17 protein-coding genes are annotated in these 18,235 nt (G+C 56.0%); 5 read left to right on the forward strand and 12 right to left on the reverse strand.

Annotation, left to right across the window (positions count from 1 at the left end):
* Positions 1–12 precede the first annotated feature (12 nt).
* Both artP and J2X14_RS00810 read right to left on the reverse strand, forming a co-directional pair.
* On the reverse strand, positions 13–741 hold the full coding sequence (gene artP / locus J2X14_RS00805) for an arginine ABC transporter ATP-binding protein ArtP (protein WP_352409327.1): 729 nt from the start codon (positions 739–741) through the stop codon (positions 13–15).
* A gap of 237 nt (positions 742–978) precedes the next feature.
* Positions 979–1,527: a lipoprotein gene (locus tag J2X14_RS00810; RefSeq protein WP_352409328.1), complete on the reverse strand. Its 549-nt coding sequence runs from the start codon at positions 1,525–1,527 to the stop codon at positions 979–981.
* A 108-nt stretch (positions 1,528–1,635) separates the two neighbouring features.
* Here J2X14_RS00810 and J2X14_RS00815 point away from each other — a divergent pair, with 108 nt between their 5' ends.
* Positions 1,636–1,956, forward strand: coding sequence for a heavy metal-binding domain-containing protein (locus J2X14_RS00815; protein WP_352409329.1), 321 nt, complete (start codon positions 1,636–1,638; stop codon positions 1,954–1,956).
* Positions 1,953–2,774: an N-acetylmuramoyl-L-alanine amidase gene (locus J2X14_RS00820; RefSeq protein ID WP_352409330.1), complete on the forward strand. Its 822-nt coding sequence runs from the start codon at positions 1,953–1,955 to the stop codon at positions 2,772–2,774. Before J2X14_RS00815 ends, J2X14_RS00820 begins: the two co-directional genes overlap by 4 nt.
* 15 nt (positions 2,775–2,789) lie before the next feature.
* Here the strand turns inward: J2X14_RS00820 and ltaE are convergent, their stop codons facing one another.
* The 4 genes from ltaE to J2X14_RS00840 form a co-directional block, all read right to left on the reverse strand.
* Complete coding sequence (gene ltaE / locus J2X14_RS00825; protein WP_352409331.1) at positions 2,790–3,791, reverse strand: low-specificity L-threonine aldolase; 1,002 nt, start codon at positions 3,789–3,791, stop codon at positions 2,790–2,792.
* A gap of 145 nt (positions 3,792–3,936) precedes the next feature.
* Positions 3,937–4,926, reverse strand: a complete 990-nt coding sequence (gene hcr / locus J2X14_RS00830; protein ID WP_352409332.1) for an NADH oxidoreductase — start codon at positions 4,924–4,926, stop codon at positions 3,937–3,939.
* Positions 4,927–4,929: 3 nt separating this feature from the next.
* Entirely contained in the window at positions 4,930–6,579 is a 1,650-nt protein-coding gene (gene hcp / locus J2X14_RS00835; protein WP_352409333.1) for a hydroxylamine reductase, read from the reverse strand.
* A gap of 145 nt (positions 6,580–6,724) precedes the next feature.
* Positions 6,725–7,624, reverse strand: coding sequence for a LysO family transporter (locus J2X14_RS00840; RefSeq protein WP_352409334.1), 900 nt, complete (start codon positions 7,622–7,624; stop codon positions 6,725–6,727).
* Between the two features lie 241 nt (positions 7,625–7,865).
* Between J2X14_RS00840 and ytfE the strand changes: the two genes are divergently transcribed.
* Positions 7,866–8,534: an iron-sulfur cluster repair protein YtfE gene (gene ytfE / locus J2X14_RS00845; protein WP_352409335.1), complete on the forward strand. Its 669-nt coding sequence runs from the start codon at positions 7,866–7,868 to the stop codon at positions 8,532–8,534.
* A 304-nt stretch (positions 8,535–8,838) separates the two neighbouring features.
* On the opposite strand, the gene cspD is transcribed toward ytfE, so the two are convergent.
* Entirely contained in the window at positions 8,839–9,066 is a 228-nt protein-coding gene (gene cspD, locus J2X14_RS00850; protein WP_352409336.1) for a cold shock-like protein CspD, read from the reverse strand.
* 323 nt (positions 9,067–9,389) lie between these two features.
* Between cspD and clpS the strand changes: the two genes are divergently transcribed.
* Together clpS and clpA are read left to right on the forward strand one after the other, a co-directional pair.
* Positions 9,390–9,710 (forward strand): ATP-dependent Clp protease adapter ClpS, encoded by a 321-nt coding sequence (gene clpS, locus J2X14_RS00855; protein ID WP_352409337.1) that lies wholly within the window; start codon positions 9,390–9,392, stop codon positions 9,708–9,710.
* Between the two features lie 56 nt (positions 9,711–9,766).
* Positions 9,767–12,043 (forward strand): ATP-dependent Clp protease ATP-binding subunit ClpA, encoded by a 2,277-nt coding sequence (gene clpA / locus J2X14_RS00860; protein WP_352409338.1) that lies wholly within the window; start codon positions 9,767–9,769, stop codon positions 12,041–12,043.
* Positions 12,044–12,205: 162 nt separating this feature from the next.
* Here the strand turns inward: clpA and infA are convergent, their stop codons facing one another.
* The 5 genes from infA to trxB all read right to left on the reverse strand — a co-directional run bounded on the left by infA (position 12,206) and on the right by trxB (position 18,096).
* Positions 12,206–12,424: a translation initiation factor IF-1 gene (gene infA / locus J2X14_RS00865; protein WP_002211347.1), complete on the reverse strand. Its 219-nt coding sequence runs from the start codon at positions 12,422–12,424 to the stop codon at positions 12,206–12,208.
* A gap of 305 nt (positions 12,425–12,729) precedes the next feature.
* On the reverse strand, positions 12,730–13,452 hold the full coding sequence (gene aat / locus J2X14_RS00870) for a leucyl/phenylalanyl-tRNA--protein transferase (RefSeq protein WP_352409339.1): 723 nt from the start codon (positions 13,450–13,452) through the stop codon (positions 12,730–12,732).
* Between the two features lie 33 nt (positions 13,453–13,485).
* Positions 13,486–15,216 (reverse strand): heme ABC transporter ATP-binding protein/permease CydC, encoded by a 1,731-nt coding sequence (gene cydC, locus J2X14_RS00875; protein WP_352409340.1) that lies wholly within the window; start codon positions 15,214–15,216, stop codon positions 13,486–13,488.
* Positions 15,213–16,982 carry a heme ABC transporter permease/ATP-binding protein CydD gene (gene cydD, locus J2X14_RS00880; protein ID WP_352409341.1) on the reverse strand — a complete coding sequence of 590 codons (1,770 nt, stop codon included), beginning with the start codon at positions 16,980–16,982 and terminating at the stop codon, positions 15,213–15,215. Before cydD ends, cydC begins: the two co-directional genes overlap by 4 nt.
* A gap of 145 nt (positions 16,983–17,127) precedes the next feature.
* A complete protein-coding gene (trxB, locus tag J2X14_RS00885; protein ID WP_352409342.1) occupies positions 17,128–18,096 on the reverse strand; it encodes a thioredoxin-disulfide reductase in 969 nt (322 codons plus the stop codon).
* Positions 18,097–18,235 lie beyond the last annotated feature (139 nt).

Here is an 18,235-nt window from a genome sequence, read left to right on the forward strand (position 1 = left end):
TTATGGCCTTACTCAGTGCGAGAGATAATGGGCAAACGCCTCGGTTTGCGGCTGTGTAAATCGGCTGGCATCACCCTGTTCAACAATATAGCCATTTTCCATATACACCACGCGGCTGGCCGTTTTACGGGCGACGTCGACCTCATGGGTAACAATGACCTGAGTGATGTTGGTTTGTGCCAGCTCACGAATAATAGTGACGATCTGAGCGGTGATTTCCGGATCGAGCGCGGCGGTTGGCTCATCGAACAGCAGCACGGCGGGTTCCATCATCAGCGCGCGGGCAATGGCGACGCGCTGTTGCTGCCCGCCCGAGAGCTGTAGCGGAAAACGATCGGCGTGCGGCGTCAAACGCAGACGCTCCAGCAGCTTATCGGCACGCTGGTGGGCCTGCGCTTTCGATAGCCCCAGCACGCGACAGGGCGCTTCGATCAGGTTCTGCTTAACCGTCAGGTGCGGCCAGAGATTATATTGCTGAAACACCATGCCGACATTTTGCCGTAGCTCGCGGATCGCGTCGTCGCCGGGCTTTTTACTGAAGTCGAAAGCGTGACCGGCGATGCTGAGCGTACCGGAACGCGGCGTTTCCAGCAGGTTGAGTACGCGCAACAGTGAGCTTTTACCGGCGCCGCTGGGACCCAACAGCACCAGCGTCTCGCCCTGCGGGCAGGTTAGCTGGATATCGAACAGCGCCTGTTGGGCGCCATAAAAGCAATTTATACCGTTAAGTTGAATACTCATGCGCCAAAAATGAATAGCAATTGATGTCGCGAATCTTAACGCCCACAGAATAGTTATGCAATCATTGTGCGTTAAAATTTATTAATGAATAGCAGAATGGCTAAAGCGTAGCACATGATCCTGGCCTGCCACGCAGAAGAAGTGAATAAGAAGGAAGATGTGAGGTCAGTCGGATAACCATAGCACCGCAGGCGTGCGGTGCTATGCATAGCGCGTAAGAATGTCGGGCCTGGCCGCTTATTTTTCCAGCAGCTGACTCAACGCACCGCCGCCCGCACGCTGCCAGTTAGCGACGTAGCGGACATCATCCACCGTCCAGCAGGTGCCTTCACGCACCATCAGCACTTCATCCTGCCAGCTCACGCTTTTATCTTTTTCCATTTCGCGCGTTAGCTCAACGCGCAGCGGAATATTGCGCGCGTCGGTATTAGGAATGCGCGAGGCATCGGCCACTTTCGCCTCGGTTGGGCCTTGCGCCAGGCTGGAGAAGAGATCGCCCTGACGCCATTCGGCCGGTTTATCCTGTTGCGCATTGGCTTTCAGCAGGCTTTGATAAAGTTTCTCGCTCAGCCAGGGACGATAACGCGCCAGCTGCTGACTGTCCGGCAGACCCTGGCTGGGCTGCGCGATGCGAAGATCGTAGAACTTTTGCGCTACCGTATCGGGTCCGCCATCCACACAAGGGGCTACGCGCGTACCGATATCTTTATAGGCAGGCTCCACGGTGGTACAGGCGCTCAGTAGCAGAACCGCCGGTAGCAGGGCGGCAAACGCTTGGTTTTTCATCTCATTTTCCTTATGGTCAACGGGTAACGCTTTGTTTTAGCATAAAGTATAGCCGCGCTTTTTAGCTGCACGGGCTAAACTATCGCTGAATCGGAACAGGAGAAGAGAATGAAATTAACCACTACGCCTACGCTGGAAGGTCAAACCATTACTGAATATTGCGGCGTCGTTACCGGCGAAGCGATCCTCGGCGCGAATATTTTCCGCGATTTCTTCGCCGGTATTCGTGACATTGTTGGCGGGCGTTCCGGCGCCTATGAAAAAGAGTTACGCAAGGCGCGTGAAATCGCCTTTGCCGAGCTGGAGGCGCAGGCGAAAGCGCTGGGCGCTGATGCGGTAGTCGGCATTGATATCGATTACGAAACCGTAGGCAAAGATAGCAGCATGCTGATGGTCAGCGTCAGCGGTACGGCGGTGAAAACCCGGTGAAGGCGCGTTTCGGACTCAGCCTGCTGCTGTTGCTGTTAGCAGGCTGTACGTCGGGTCTGGAGCAGCGGCAGGGCTATAGCGTTGATACCCGCCTGGCGGCGCAGGGCGCCAGGCCGCGCGTGAAAACCATTGTGATCCATTATACCGCGGAAGATTATCCTACCTCGCTGGCGACGCTCACCGATAAAGATGTAAGCGTTCATTATCTGATTCCCATGCAGCCGCCGCAGCATCGCGGTACGCCGCTGATTGCGCAGCTGGTGCCGGAGAGCGAGCTGGCGTGGCATGCAGGAATCAGCTATTGGCGCGGCACGACGCGGCTTAACGATACCTCTGTTGGTATCGAGCTGGTGAATCCCGGCTACCGCAACACGCCGCAGGGGCGCCAGTTTTATCCCTTTGCGGCCGCGCAGATTGACGCGCTGGTGCCGCTGCTGCGCGATATCATCAGCCGTTACCATATTCAGCCGCAAAACATTGTCGGACACAGCGATATCGCGCCGCAGCGTAAGCAGGATCCGGGGCCGCGCTTTCCCTGGGCGCAGCTTGCCGCACAGGGCATCGGTGCCTGGCCCGATGCGTTGCGGGTAGAAACGCGTTTGCAGGGACGCGATCGTTTTCAGCCGGTGCAGCCGGAGGCGGTACTCGCGTTGCTGGCGCGCTATGGTTATGAGGTGAAGGCGGCGGTAACGCCTGAGCAGCAGCGCCGATTAATCGCCGCCTTTCAGATGCACTTCCGCCCGGCGGATTATCGCGGCACCGCAGATGCAGAAACGTTGGCGATCGCCCAGGCGCTGGTAGAGAAGTATGGGCGCTAAGGCGATCGGTGTGGCTTAGCGGGCGGCGAGAAACGCTTTCCACTGCTTAACCACCTGCTGCAGGGCGGCGCGATCGACATCCATATGCGTTACCAGTCGCGTGACCGGCCCGGTTGATATCAGGATATTGCGCGCCTGCATCCAGGCTTTTAATGGCGCGGCCTGTTCCGGCGGCAGCTGGGCGAATACCATATTGGTGTGCTGACTGACATTAATATCCAGCTCGCCAAGCTGCTCCGCCAGCCAGCGGGCATTGTCGTGATCCTCTTTCAGACGCATCACGTTATGTTCCAGCGCATACAGCCCGGCCGCCGCCAGAATGCCTGCCTGACGCATCCCGCCGCCGGTCATTTTACGCCAGCGTCGTGCCTGCTCAATATATTCCGCATCGCCGCACAGCAGTGAGCCGACCGGCGTACCTAACCCTTTCGACAGGCAAATAGTGAAGGTATCGCAATAGCGAGTTAGGGATTCCAGCGGCAGTTCCAGCGCCACGGCAGCGTTGAAAATACGCGCGCCGTCGATATGCAGCGCCAGCTGATGTTGACGCGTAAAATGCCAGGCCTCAGCGAGATATTCCACCGGCAAAACTTTACCGCCGATGGTATTTTCCAGGCTTAACAGGCGGGTGCGGGCGAAGTGAATATCGTCAGGTTTAATGGCTGCTGCCACCTTCTTCAGCGGCAATGAGCCATCTTCCGCCGTCTCTATCGGCTGGGGCTGAATGCTGCCCAACACCGCCGCGCCGCCCGCTTCATATTTATAGTTATGCGCCTGCTGACCCACAATATATTCCTCGCCGCGCTGGCAGTGGGTAAGCAGGGCAACCAGGTTAGCCTGCGTGCCGGTCGGTAAAAACAGCGCCGCCTGTTTGCCGCCAAGCCGTGCAGCTTCCGCTTCCAGCGCGTTAACGGTGGGGTCGTCGCCGTAAACGTCATCGCCGGTACGGGCAGAAACCATGGCTGATAGCATGGTAGGGGATGGGCGGGTGACGGTATCACTGCGCAGATCTATCATTCAGACGCTCCTTAAGAAAACGGGCAGCCGTGCCGCCCGTGAAAATAACTTAAGGATGTTTTACCGCAGCCTGGGGTTTTATGCCAGACCGCAGATCGCGCCGCCCGACATAGGCCAGAGAGTTTCTGCCGCGATTGACAGAGTGTCAGGCCAGTTCAATATCGCCCGCTGGCTGGCAGCTACAGGCCAGAACGTAGCCTGCCGCGATCTCTTCTTCGGTCAGGCCAACCGTACTGCTGGTTTGGTATTCGCCGCTGAGCACGCGCGTTTTACAGCAGCCGCATACCCCGGCGCGGCAAACGGCGTCAACCGGCAGCTGGTGCTGCTCCATCGCCGCCAGCAGCGACCAGCCCGCGGGAAACGCTGCGTTTTTCAGCGGATGCGCAGCGCTGTTCAGGTGATAACGCACGCCGTTATCCTCTACCTCGGCAGGCGCGGCGGCGGTAAACTGTTCGCGTAATATATTTACCGCGCCCAGCGCCCGTACGTCGCTTTCCGCCTGATCCATGTAAGGTTGTGGGCCGCACATCATTACCGTGCGTTGCGCCAGGTCCGGCACCTGCTGCGCCAGAATCTCAGCGTTCAGGCGTCCTGCCAGCATCTGCGCTTGCGGCTGCTGCTCCGCAATAATGGTCAGCTTCAGCCAGGGGCGTAGCGCCTGCAATTCGGCGGCAAAAATAACGTCGCGCGGCGAGCGCACGCTGTAAAGCAGGTGTACATCGGTTTCCGGGCGATGGCTGTGCAGCCAGCGCGCCATTGACATCACCGGCGTAATCCCGCAGCCCGCCGCCAGCAGCAGATAGTGCGACGCGGGATGCTGTTCGCAGCTAAAACTGCCCTGCGGATCGGACAACCAGACAAAGTCGCCGGGCTTCACCTGTTGGGTAAGCCAGCCGGAGCCTTTGCCCTGTTCGATATAGCGAATCGTCAGGGTAATAAAACGGCTTTGGCCCGGCGTTGAGGAGAGGGTGTAGGCGCGCACCTCATCGCTGTTACCGATGCGCACCAACGCAAACTGACCGGCCTGCCAGCGGTAAAAATCGTGATCGATCAGCGCCAGCGTCCAGACATCCGGCGTTTCCTGGGTAATGTGGTGAACCTGCATGCGCCAGGGGCAAAGGGTTGTACTGTTCATTGATTACTCCTGTGGCGGCAGAATAGCAGCAAGATCGTTTTCAACAGTGGTAACCGGGATCATGCCAAACTCTTTTTCCAGGATGGCAATCAGGTTATCGGTAAGGAATGCCGGCGCGGTCGGGCCGGTGCGGATATTTTTCACGCCCAGCGCCAGCAGGGTCAGCAGCACCACAATCGCTTTTTGCTCAAACCAGGAAAGCACCAGCGACAGCGGCAGATCGTTTACGCCGCAGTTGAGTTTTTCCGCCAGTTTGACCGCTAAAATAATCGCCGAGTAGCTGTCATTACACTGACCGACGTCCAGCAGACGCGGTAGCCCTTCCAGCGTGCCAAAGTCGAGTTTATTAAAGCGATATTTACCGCAGGCGAGCGTCAGGATCAGGCAGTCTTCCGGTACCGCCGTCGCCAGGTCGGTATAGTAGCTGCGCTGGTCGCGGCTGCCGTCACAGCCACCAATCAGAAAGACATGACGCAATTTTTTCTGCGTAGCGAGTTCAATAATTGAATCGCAGGCATCCAGCAGCACGCGACGGCCAAAGCCCACGGTAATTTCATGCGGAATTTCACTCCACGGGAAGCCAGCCATGGTTTGCGCCTGCGCAATCACCGGCGCGAAATCATCGCCATCCAGATGGTTCACGCCCGGCCAGCCCACAATGCTGCGCGTCCAGATGCGTTGCTGATAATCACCTGGATTGGGATCGATAATGCAGTTGGAGGTCATCACAATCGGGCCGGGGAAGCGGGCAAATTCGCTTTGCTGATTCTGCCAGCCGCTGCCGTAGTTGCCTGCCAGGTGGGAATATTTATTCAGTTCCGGATAGCCATGCGCGGGCAGCATTTCGCCGTGGGTATAGACATTAATGCCCGTCCCAACGGTTTGCTCCAGCAGCAGTTGCAGATCCTTCAGATCGTGACCAGAAATCAGGATCGCTTTACCGGCGGTAGGACGCACGTTGACTTTAACCGGCTGCGGATCGCCATAGGTGGTGGTTTGCGCTTCATCCAGCATCGCCATAATCGAGAAATTCATTTTGCCGATATGCATCGCTTCCGCCAGCAGCGCATTAATATCATTCGGACGCGTACCGAGCCACGCCATAATCTGATGATATTGCTGGTAGATTTCATTATCGTAGCGGCCATGCACATGCGCATGTTCCATATAGGCGGCGGCGCCTTTCAGGCCATACAGGCACAGCAGGCGCAGGCCGACGACATCTTCGTGATCGTCCCCGGCGTTGAGCGCAAAGGCGGAGGCCTGCTGCTGTAAAACGTCAGCATAGCTGCCGTTGAGCTGTAAATCGCTCAGCGGATGCTGCGGTTCGCCCAGGCCCAGCACCGCACAGCGGCCTTTTAAATTGTCGCGATAGCGCTGCGCCTGCATGGCGTATTCGATGATGCGGTCGGAGTCGAAGTTAACGTTGGTTAGCGTGGAAAAAAAAGCGCGCGGCGCAAAGCTGTCGATTTCATGATCGATAATGCTACCGGCGCGCGCATGCAAGGCCCATGCGGAAAGGCTTTGTAACACGGCGATCAGCAGATCTTGTAAGTCAGACGTTTGCGCGGTCTTGCCGCACATACCCTGCGCCCAGGCGCAGCCGTTGCCCGCCGGGGTGCGGATAGTTTGCTCACATTGTACACAAAACATAGTAGTAACCCTTTATAAGTTGTATTTTAAATGCAACTTTAAAGAGAAGCCTGGCAGGCAGGCAAGTACCGCCTGAATTAATTAAGAGACGCTTGATCTAAAGCAAAAGATAACGCAAGGCGGCCGATTTTGCGCCGCCATCAGGTTATGAAGAGAAAAGCGCGATTAATACCGGCGCAGCCAGACTAAGGGCAAAACCGTGAACGATAGCTGCGGGCACAATTTCAACGCCGCCGCTACGCTGCAAAACGGGCAGGGTAAAATCCATTGAGGTGGCGCCGCACAGGCCCAGCGCGCTCGAACGATGATGACGAATCAGCAGCGGGATCAGCATAATCGCCAGCAGTTCGCGCAGCAGATCGTTAAAGAATGCCGCGCTGCCAATAACCGGCCCGAAACTTTCTGTCATTAAAATGCCGGAGAGTGAGTACCAACCATAGCCGCTGGCCAGCGCCAGTCCGGTAGTTAAAGGCAGGCCAAGCAGCAGCGCCGCCAAAATGCCGCCAACAAAGGCGCTGATGCAAACCACAAAGGCGACGATCATGCCGCGTCGGTTCAATACAATCTGACGCAGCGTCATGCCGCTGCCGCGCAGCTGCAAACCCACCAGAAACAGCAGCAGAAACAGCGCATATTCACTCGCTTCAGTGGCATGATGTAAAAAGCGCCAGCCGGTCAGACCCAGCAGGAAACCCAGCACCACTACACCAAGCAGCTTTAGCGATTCCAGCGCCATATGCAGACGCGAAGGCAGTGCTTCCTGCTGGTGCTGATGTTGCCACGGGCGACGCTTTTCCAGCAGGCGCAGCGCCAGCAGATTACAGGCCAGAATGGCGATCACGCTGACGCTGGCGATATGTAAAATTGTTAGCAGGTTAGCCGCCAGGTTATCCAGAAATGCCAGGCTGATGCCCATAAAAAATAGAATCACGTAAACCATCCAGCTCAGCAGGCGGTTAACCAGGCGGTGTAAAACGGGAGATTTAAGCGGTAACAGATAGCCAAAAGCCAACGGCAAAAGAATGATCAGCAGCCCTGAATACATATCCTTGTAAAATCCATAAATAAATTTAACGAACCTCACGCTAACCAAAAAAGATAACAGCGTAAAGCCCGACGCGTAATTTGTTGTTGGCGATGCAGAAAACGACGGATTTGGCCAGAGCAAAAGTTAACCCGTTATTTTCCCATAAGAGCTTTTCTCACAGCGAAACACAAAATAGAGTGGCCTGCATTAAAAGATGTATTTAAAATGCATCTTATGATTTCTGCAAAAGGTAAAAGCAATGTCCCTACGCACTCAGTCTTTAGGTGATCTGGTTATCACTATCCCTGGCGCAACGGCGCTGTTTCATCAATACGATCTCGATTTTTGCTGCGGCGGTAAACATACGCTGGAAGAGATGGCGGCGAAGCGCGGCCTGGATATCGACCAGCTGGAACAGGCGTTACAGCAGCTGACGCAGCAGGAAAATAATCAAGAGAGCTGGCGTGACGCACCGCTTGCTGCGCTGATTGAGCATATCATTACGCGTTACCATAATGTGCATCGCCAGCAGCTGCCTGACCTGATTATGATGGCTGAAAAGGTCGAGCGCGTGCATGGCGCGAAACCAACCTGTCCGCACGGCATGGCCAGCACTCTGCAGGCCGTGTGGCAGCATCTCAGCGAGCATATGATGAAAGAGGAGCGTGTGCTGTTCCCGATGATTGAGCAGGGAATGGGCGCCCATGCCGGTAATCCTATCGCCGTGATGGAATTTGAACATAATGAAGCGGGCGAGCAGCTGGAGGTGATTAAATCGCTGACCAACAATTTGACGCCGCCTGAAGGCGCCTGCACCACATGGCGTGCGCTTTACAGCGGTACCGACCAGTTTATCAAAGACTTAATGCAGCATATCCACTTAGAAAACAATCTGTTGTACCCACGCGCGCTGCGTGGCGATAAGTAACTGCTAAGCCCTTGCGCTGAAAAAGCCTGCCTGACCCGCAGGCTTTTTGCTGTTTTTACCCAGGCAATTAAAAAATCATAGGCAACAGCGGGTTAATGCCGCGCGGCACAAATGGTTTAGCCGGAAATGGTACAACGATTATTCTTGGTTTCGTGCCTTAATCGCGAAGCGATTCTCGTTGCGCAGGGTTGAAAAAAGGCTCGTCAGCCCCATCTTTTACCGGTGACCAAATTGTTTAATAAAAATGCCAGCATCCGTAGCTGGCATTTTTTAGTCGGGTTGTACAGAATGTGTTAACACAGGTTCAGGCGTGAATGGCTTCGGCTGCCTCCACCGGCACAATGAGGCTGGCATGGTTGCCTTTCGGGCCTTGATGAACATCAAACTGCACCTGTTGTCCGGCTTTGAGCGTCCTGTATCCCTCCATCTGGATTGAGGAATAGTGGGCAAAGATATCATCGCCGCCGTCGATCGGGCAGATAAAGCCGAATCCTTTGGCGTTGTTGAACCATTTAACTGTACCCTTCTCCATACTTCTGGTTCCCTCGCAAGACGTTTTTTTACTGGTAGGTGAGGTAGTGGAAGCTGTAGTGAGTTGTTTAAAACTCCATCAGCTTGTGCTTGTAGAATGTAGAGAAACAAGGGTAAGCGTCAAGCCATCGGCCGGTTCAGGCATTAAGAAAATCGCTAAACTTTGAGGTAGTTAACGCTATTGCCAAATTTGTGATAGCGGTCGCGCCTGGAGCGAAATGGATATTTTTTACCTGCGACGAAGCCGGATGAGGTGCGTGTTACACTGATAAGATGGCATGCGGCTTGAGTGCCAGTGCGCAACACAGATTACGACGGAACATTATGGGAAACACTAACGACTGGCTTAACTTTGAACATCTTGCAGAAGAGAAACTGCGCGAAGGTCTGAAGCCGCCTTCGATGTATAAAGTTATACTCAACAATGACGATTACACACCAATGGAATTTGTTATTGACGTTCTGCAAAAGTTCTTTTCTTATGATATTGAGCGTGCAACGCAACTGATGCTCAGAGTGCATTATCAAGGCAAAGCGATCTGCGGCGTGTTTACTGCCGAAGTGGCGGAAACCAAAGTCGCGCAGGTGAATCGCTATGCTAAAGAACATGAGCATCCGTTGCTGTGTACGCTGGAAAAAGCCTGATCGGCGTTGTGCTATTCCGGCATGAACCGTAGGGCGATAATTGGGGGAGGTGCCTAATGCTCAATCAAGAACTGGAACTCAGTTTAAACATGGCTTTCGCCAGAGCGCGTGAGCACCGTCATGAATTTATGACCGTCGAGCATCTGCTGCTGGCTTTGCTCAGCAACCCGTCGGCCAGAGAGGCACTGGAAGCCTGTACGGTGGATATAGTGGCTCTTCGCCAGGAGCTCGAAGCCTTCATCGAACAAACCACGCCGGTGCTGCCGGTTACGGAAGAAGAGCGCGAGACGCAACCAACGCTCAGCTTCCAGCGTGTGTTGCAGCGTGCGGTTTTTCACGTTCAGTCGTCCGGACGCAGCGAAGTGTCTGGCGCCAACGTGCTGGTGGCGATTTTTAGCGAGCAGGAGTCGCAGGCCGCCTATCTGCTGCGCAAGCATGAAGTCAGCCGTCTTGATGTGGTGAACTTTATTTCCCACGGCACGCGTAAAGATGAACCGGGCCAGTCTCCTGGGCCGGAAAATCAAATGAATGAAGAGCAAGCAGGCGGGGAGGAACGTATGGAAAACTTCACCACCAATCTCAATCAGCTTGCTCGCGTTGGCGGTATCGATCCGCTGATCGGCCGCGACAAGGAGCTGGAGCGTACCGTTCAGGTGCTGTGCCGTCGCCGTAAAAATAACCCGCTGCTGGTGGGCGAGTCGGGCGTGGGTAAAACCGCAATTGCGGAAGGCCTGGCCTGGCGCATTGTGCAGGGCGACGTGCCGGAAATCATTAAAGATTGCACCATCTATTCGCTGGATATCGGTTCGCTGCTGGCCGGTACGAAATATCGCGGCGACTTTGAAAAACGTTTCAAGGCGCTGCTGAAACAGCTGGAACAGGATGAGAACAGCATTCTGTTTATCGATGAGATCCATACCATCATCGGCGCAGGCGCGGCATCCGGCGGCCAGGTTGATGCGGCTAATTTGATTAAACCGCTGCTGTCGAGCGGACGCATTCGCGTGATGGGGTCTACCACCTATCAGGAATTCAGTAATATTTTTGAAAAAGATCGTGCGCTGGCGCGTCGCTTCCAGAAAATCGATGTGACCGAACCAAGCGTGGATGAAACGGTGCAGATCCTCAACGGGCTGAAACCGAAATATGAAGCGCATCACGACGTACGTTACACCGCGAAGGCGGTACGCGCGGCGGTTGAGCTGGCGGTAAAATATATCAACGATCGCCACCTGCCTGACAAAGCGATTGATGTTATTGATGAAGCGGGCGCACGTAGCCGACTGATGCCGGTGAGCAAGCGTAAGAAAACCGTTAACGTAGCGGATATTGAATCGGTGGTGGCGCGTATCGCCCGTATTCCCGAGAAAAGCGTTTCCGCTACCGATCGCGATACGCTGAAAAACCTCGGCGAACGGCTGAAAATGCTGGTGTTTGGCCAGGATAACGCGATTGAAGCCTTAACTGAAGCGATCAAAATGAGCCGCGCCGGTCTGGGACATGAGCGTAAGCCGGTAGGTTCGTTCCTGTTTGCCGGTCCGACCGGGGTCGGGAAAACGGAGGTGACGGTGCAGCTGGCGAAGGCATTGGGCATTGAGCTGCTGCGTTTCGATATGTCGGAGTATATGGAGCGTCACACCGTTAGCCGTTTGATTGGTGCGCCTCCGGGCTACGTTGGCTTCGATCAGGGCGGTTTGCTGACCGATGCGGTAATCAAGCACCCGCACGCGGTGGTGCTGCTGGATGAGATCGAGAAAGCGCACCCGGATGTCTTTAACCTGCTGCTGCAGGTCATGGATAACGGTATGCTGACCGATAACAACGGACGCAAAGCCGATTTCCGCAACGTGGTGCTGGTGATGACCACCAACGCCGGGGTGCGTGAAACCGAGCGTAAATCTATCGGCCTTATCCATCAGGATAACAGCACCGATGCGATGGAAGAGATCAAGAAGATCTTTACGCCGGAGTTCCGCAACCGTCTGGATAACATTATCTGGTTCGATCACCTCTCTGGCGAGGTTATCCATCAGGTGGTGGATAAATTCATTGTGGAACTGCAGGCCCAGCTGGACGCGAAAGGCGTATCGCTGGAGGTCAGCGACGAAGCGCGTGCATGGCTGGCAGAGAAAGGCTATGACAAGGCGATGGGCGCACGTCCTATGGCGCGTGCCGTGCAGGAAAACCTGAAGAAACCGTTGGCTAACGAACTGCTGTTTGGTTCGCTGGTGGATGGCGGATCGGTGTCGGTCACGCTGGATAAAGATAAAAACCAGCTGGCCTACCATTTTGTTAGCGCTGAGAAGCGTAAAACGGAAGGTTCCGTGCAGTAAGCGTCGCAGAAAAGCAAAAGGCCGGATAAGCATCCGGCCTTTTTTTTCAGCGTATCGTGATAAAAAACAGCGCACGCATTAGCGCATCGTAAAAGCAAAAGGCCAGCTTAACTGGCCTTTATTATCAGTCGGCGTTAATGTGCAGATTAACGCAGAACGTTATTAACGACTACGGAAGACAATGCGGCCTTTGCTCAGGTCGTACGGGGTCAGCTCAACAGTGACTTTGTCGCCCGTGAGAATGCGGATGTAGTTTTTGCGCATTTTACCGGAGATATGAGCGGTAACCACGTGTCCGTTTTCTAATTCCACGCGGAACATGGTGTTAGGTAACGTATCAAGTACGGTACCCTGCATTTCAATATTGTCTTCTTTGGCCATCGAATCCTCTGGGTGGACTTCCAAGTTTTGAACCGGCAAGATAATGCCGAATTCCACGAATTATGTAAAGAATTGTTGGTTATTATACCAACGCCGGCATGCACCTGTAGCGCAGCATACAAGCATAACTTTCGTCGTCTGATGACAATGACGTTAGCGAGGGGGAATAGCGGCTAAGAATTTGTTAACCGGCCACAGCCAGAAAACAGTTCTGAAGATGCGTGGTGATTCCCAGCCTGGTAATTCCGATGCGCTTACGCAATAAACGGACAACATACCAAACTTTCCTATTATACCATCATTCCTCACCGTTGCGTGTAAAACATCGGTTCGGGAGCAAAAAGCGTTTCCGTTGACCAGCAGGCGTCGCTCACCGGGGCGTTTGCCAGTTGGCTAAGCGCCAGCAAATAATCGGTACGCGCCATCTCTTGCGCGCCAAGCGATGCGGTATGCGGATTCAATACCTGACAGTCAACCAGTTGGCCGCCCTGTTGGGCAAAGTGCTGGCAAAACACCAGCAGCGCGGTTTTCGATGCGTTTTCACGGCGGCTAAACATCGACTCGCCGCAAAAAATCTGCCCCAGCGCCAGGCCATACATCCCACCGACCAGTTCCCGATCGTGCCAGACCTCAATTGAATGCGCATGGCCCAGATCGTACAGACGCCCCCAGGCGCGTTTGACTTCTGGCGTAATCCAGGTGCCTTCGTCACGATCGCTGGCACAGCCTTCAACCACATCCGCAAAGGCCCGATTCAGCGTAACGCGATAGGGGGAATGACGGTGAAAGCGCTTCATGCTGCGGCTGCAATGAAACGCATTTGGGTGTAACACCGCGCGCGGATCGGGCGACCACCACAAAATGGGATCGCCCGGCGAAAACCAGGGGAAAATACCGCGGTGATAGGCGTTGAGTAAACGCGCAGGGCTAAGATCGCCGCCCATAGCCAGCAGGCCATTCGGTTCGCGCAGCGCCATCTCCGGCGGCGGAAAGTTAAGCGATTCACGTGACAGCTGAATCAGTCGCATTTCTCAAAGGTCCCGCAGTTTCAGAAGCTATGACTATAGCGTAAACCGCTGCTGAAAATGCCAGTAGCGACCGCCTTTTGCGATTAATTCCCGGTGCGTTCCCTGCTCGATAATCTCACCCTGGTCCATAACACAAATGCGATCGACCTTATCCAGGCCTTGCAGGCGATGGGTAACCATCAGCACCGTTTTATCTGCGGTGACCTGATGCAGCAGAGTGAGGATCTGCCGCTCCGTCTCGGCATCCAGCCCTTCGGTGGGTTCATCAAGCAGCATAATGGGGCCATTGTGCAGCAGCGCGCGGGCAATAGCCAGACGACGTAATTCGCCGCCGGAAAGCTGACGGCCGCCTTCGCCCAGCCAGGCATTTAACCCTTCGCCTGCCAGCAGTTTTTCCAGGCCAACCTGTTTCAGTATGGCGATCAGGGTATCGTCGTGGCTGCCCGGCGCGGCCAACGCGAGATTGTCGCGCAAGGTCTGATTAAACAGATGCACGCGCTGGCTGACCACGCTAACCGCTGCGCGCAGCGCCGGTTCGCTCCACTGTTTGAGCGCACGGCCCTGGAGCCAAATCTCGCCCTGCTGCGCATCCCATGCCCGCGTCAGCAGCTGTAACAGCGTGCTTTTGCCGCAGCCGGTCGGGCCGAGCAGCGCAACGGTTTCTCCGGCGCTAATCGTTAACGTCAGGCGCTGGAGGGCAGGGGAAGGCGCGTTCGGATAGGAAAAGGTCACCGCTTCTAACGCCAGCGTGCCGGGGGCTGGCGTCTCAACGTCTTGCACGGAAGGGAACCGTACGGCAGGCACCTGATCGATAATCTCGCTGATGCGCTCCGCGGAGGCAAAAACCTGTCCAAGGTGCTGAAAGGCCATGCCAACCGGCGCTAACGCCTCGAAGGCCGCCAGGCTGCAAAACACCAGCAGAGCGATCAATGCCCCCGGCTGCGGCCAGTCGCCTACGCCGCCCGCGCTGAGCCACAGCAGCAGGGTGACCGTTGCGCCGCTTACCAGCAGCAACAGCGCCTGCGACAGCCCGGTCAGGCTGGCCTGCCTGCGCTGCGCCTGCTGCCAGCGCTGCTCCACCGCATCCAGCCGGGAACGTCGCGCGTCAATGCCGCCATACAGAGAAAGCTCCGCCTGCGCCTGTAGCCACTGGGTCAGCTGCAGGCGATAGCGCGCCCGTTCCACGGTAATGATCTTGCCTGATGGTTTCCCGGCGCGATAAAACAGCGGTGGAAGCAGCAGCAAGGTCAGCAGCATACTGGTGCCCAGCGTCAGCGCCAGCGAGAGATCCAGCCAGCTCAGCCCCAGCGTGACCACCACAATCACCACCAGCGCGCCGCAAAACGGCGAGATAACCCGTAGATAAAGGTGATCGAGCGTATCGACATCGGCAACGAAACGGTTGAGTAAATCGCCCTGGCGCAGGTGATTAAGCCCGGCGGGCGAGAGCGGCAGCAGACGGCCAAAGGTAAACACGCGCAGGTGTTGCAGCACGCGGAAGGTGCCATCATGGCTGACCAGACGTTCAAAATAGCGCGCAACGGTGCGAATAATCGCCGCGCCACGTACGCCCGCCGCAGGCAGCATATAGTTAAAGCTGTAAAGCCCCGCCGTACCGGCCAGGGATGAAGCAGCCAAAAACCAGCCCGAAAGCGTGAGCAGGCCGGTGCTGGCTAACAGCGTGACAATCGCCAGCAACACGCCTAACAGCAGACGCCAGCTATGGCGACGATAGAGCCGCAGGAAAGGACGCAGTTTGCTCATTGCGTTATCTCCCTCTGACGGTGCGTCAGCAAGGCGGCAAACGGCCCTGGCTGGCTGGTGAGCTGTTGCCAGCTGCCCTGTTGAATAATCTGACCCGCGCGCATTACCCAAATTTCATCCCACTGCGCCAGCTCATTGAGCTGATGCGTAACCAGCAGGGTGGTTTGCTGATGCGATGCGGTCAGCAACGCCTGCATAACCTGCTGTTCACTATGCGCATCGAGACTGGCGCCCGGCTCATCCAGCAACAGCAACTGGCAAGGCTTTAACAACGCGCGCGCCACGGCGATGCGCTGCGCCTGACCCACTGAGAGGCCCGCCGCCTGGTCGCCCATTTCGCTCTCCAGCCCGCGCGGCAGACGGGAAATAAACTCCTCAACGCCCGCCAGCGCCAGCACCTGCTGTAAACGCGCCGCAGAAACCTGCTGCCCGTTGAGAATATTATCGCCCACGGTGGGCTCCGGCAGATGCGGATTCTGGCCTACCCAGGCGAGAAGCTGTTGCCAGCCGTCGCGTTGCAGCTCGCGCAGCTCAAAGCCATTAATGCGCAGTGAACCCTGATAGGGCAGAAAGCCCAGCAGCATATTAACCAGCGAGCTTTTGCCCGCACCGCTTTGGCCCACCAGCGCCACACGCTTGCCCGGCGGCAGCGTGAAATTCAGCGGCCCCGCCAGCACTGCGCCGTTCGGCGCCATAATCACCAGTTCGCTTGCTTCGATGTGCAACGGCTGATGAGGCAGCAGCGGCCGATCTTCTGTTACCGGTGTGTCGTGCGGGGAAGCGAGAAAGTCATGCAGCGCGTCGGCCGCGCCAATCGCCTGGGCTTTGGCGTGATAAAACGTTCCCAGGTCGCGCAGCGGCTGGAAAAACTCTGGTGCCAGGATCAACGCCAGAAAACCGGCGAACAGCGTCACCTGGGCGCCATAATGACCAAAATTGAGTTCGCCAAGATAGGAGAAGCCAAAATAAACCGCGACAATAGCGATCGAGATCGAGGCGAAAAACTCCAGCACCGCGGAGGAGAGAAAAGCGAGCCTGAGCACCTCCATGGTGCGCTGGCGGAAATCTTCCGATGCGGCGGCAATCGATCGCGTTTCCGCCGCGCCGCGATGAAACAGACGCAGCGTATCCAGGCCGCGCAGCCGGTCGAGGAAATCGCCACTAAGACGCGCCAGCGCCAGAAAGTTACGCCGGTTGGCATCGGCGGCACCCATGCCCACCAGCGCCATAAACAGCGGGATCAGCGGGGCCGTCGCCAGCAGAATCAATCCGGCAGCCCAGTTTATCGGGAAAACCACCAGCAAAATCAGGCCAGGAATCAGAACGGCTAACATCATCTGCGGCAGATAACGCGCGTAATAGTCCTGCATCTCTTCTATCTGTTCCAGCAGCAGGCTTGCCCAGCTGCCAACGGGCTTTTCCTGAATCCAGGCGGGGCCGCGCTGTTGCAAACGATCGAGCACCTGCTTGCGCAGCGTACGCCGTATTTGCTCGCCCGCCCGCCAGCCCACCTGTTCACGGAGCCAGCTGAGCAGCGCGCGCGCCATGAAACAGAGCAGGAGCAGGCCCACCAGGGGGAGGCATTGCGCGCGCGGCTGTTGTGCGCTAATCAGCTGATGCATCAGCGTGGCCAGCAGCCAGGCCTGAGCGATGATAATCAAGGCGCTGAGTAAGCCCAGCAGCGTAGAAAGGGTGGTCCAGGGGCGCGCGTACAGGCGTTGCTGACGCAGCCAGCGGGTGAGTTGCTGTTGACGTTTCTTTTCCATTCGGGGCCGTTTCGCAGAAAAAACAGGCTGGCCGATATCGCCAGAGAGTATGCCGTTAAAGGCGCAGGCAATGTAGCATGGCAGGCAGAAAAAAGGCGACAGTTCTCCTGCCGCCGCAGACAAATAAGATCAGTTAATTAACAACTTACTTATCGTTTTTAACCAAACCGTCTAAATAGCGTTCTGCGTCCAGCGCGGCCATACAGCCGGTACCGGCGGAGGTGATCGCCTGACGATAGGTATGGTCCATCACATCACCGGCGGCAAACACGCCCGGAATGCTGGTTTGCGTGGCGTTGCCCTGCAGGCCGGACTGCACTTTGATATAGCCATTTTCCAGCGCCAGCTGACCGGCGAAAATCGCGGTGTTCGGGCTGTGGCCGATAGCAACAAACAGGCCTGCAACATCCAGCTCTTTGGTGGTTTCGCTGTTCTGCGTGCTACGCAGACGCACACCGGTGACGCCCATCTGATCGCCCAGCACTTCATCCAGCTCGCAGTCGGTATGCAGCACGATATTGCCGCTGCTGACTTTTTCCATCAGGCGGTTAATCAAAATTTTCTCGGCGCGGAAAGCGTCGCGACGGTGAATCAGATGAACCTCAGAGGCGATGTTAGAGAGATAAAGCGCCTCTTCAACGGCCGTATTGCCGCCGCCGACCACGGCCACTTTCTGCTTACGGTAGAAGAAACCATCGCAGGTGGCGCAGGCGGAAACGCCTTTACCTTTGAACGCTTCTTCAGAAGGCAGGCCCAGATAGCGAGCGGAAGCGCCTGTGGCGATAATCAAGGCATCGGCGGTGTATTCCCCGCTGTCGCCCACCAGACGGAACGGACGATTTTGCAAATCAACCGTATGAACATGGTCGAAAATGATTTCGGTATTAAATTTCACCGCATGTTCATGCATCCGTTCCATCAACAGCGGACCAGTCAGATCGTTGGGATCGCCAGGCCAGTTCTCTACGTCGGTGGTGGTGGTTAGCTGGCCGCCTTTTTCCAGGCCGGTAATCATTACCGGATTCAGGTTAGCGCGTGCAGCGTAGACCGCTGCGGTATAGCCCGCCGGACCTGAGCCCAGAATAAGCAATTTACTGTGTTTGGCCGTGCCCATGAGATCCTCATTAGTTAACTGGCAACATGGAGCAAGATTGTAGGGAATTTAGCGCAGCAAAAAAAGCGTTCTACGATTTTGTTAACAATTGATGCAACAGGCGGCACCGATAACGGCGGGCAGATGCTAACGACACGTC

The organism is Mixta sp. BE291 (genome assembly GCF_031457955.1).
GTDB lineage: Bacteria > Pseudomonadota > Gammaproteobacteria > Enterobacterales > Enterobacteriaceae > Mixta.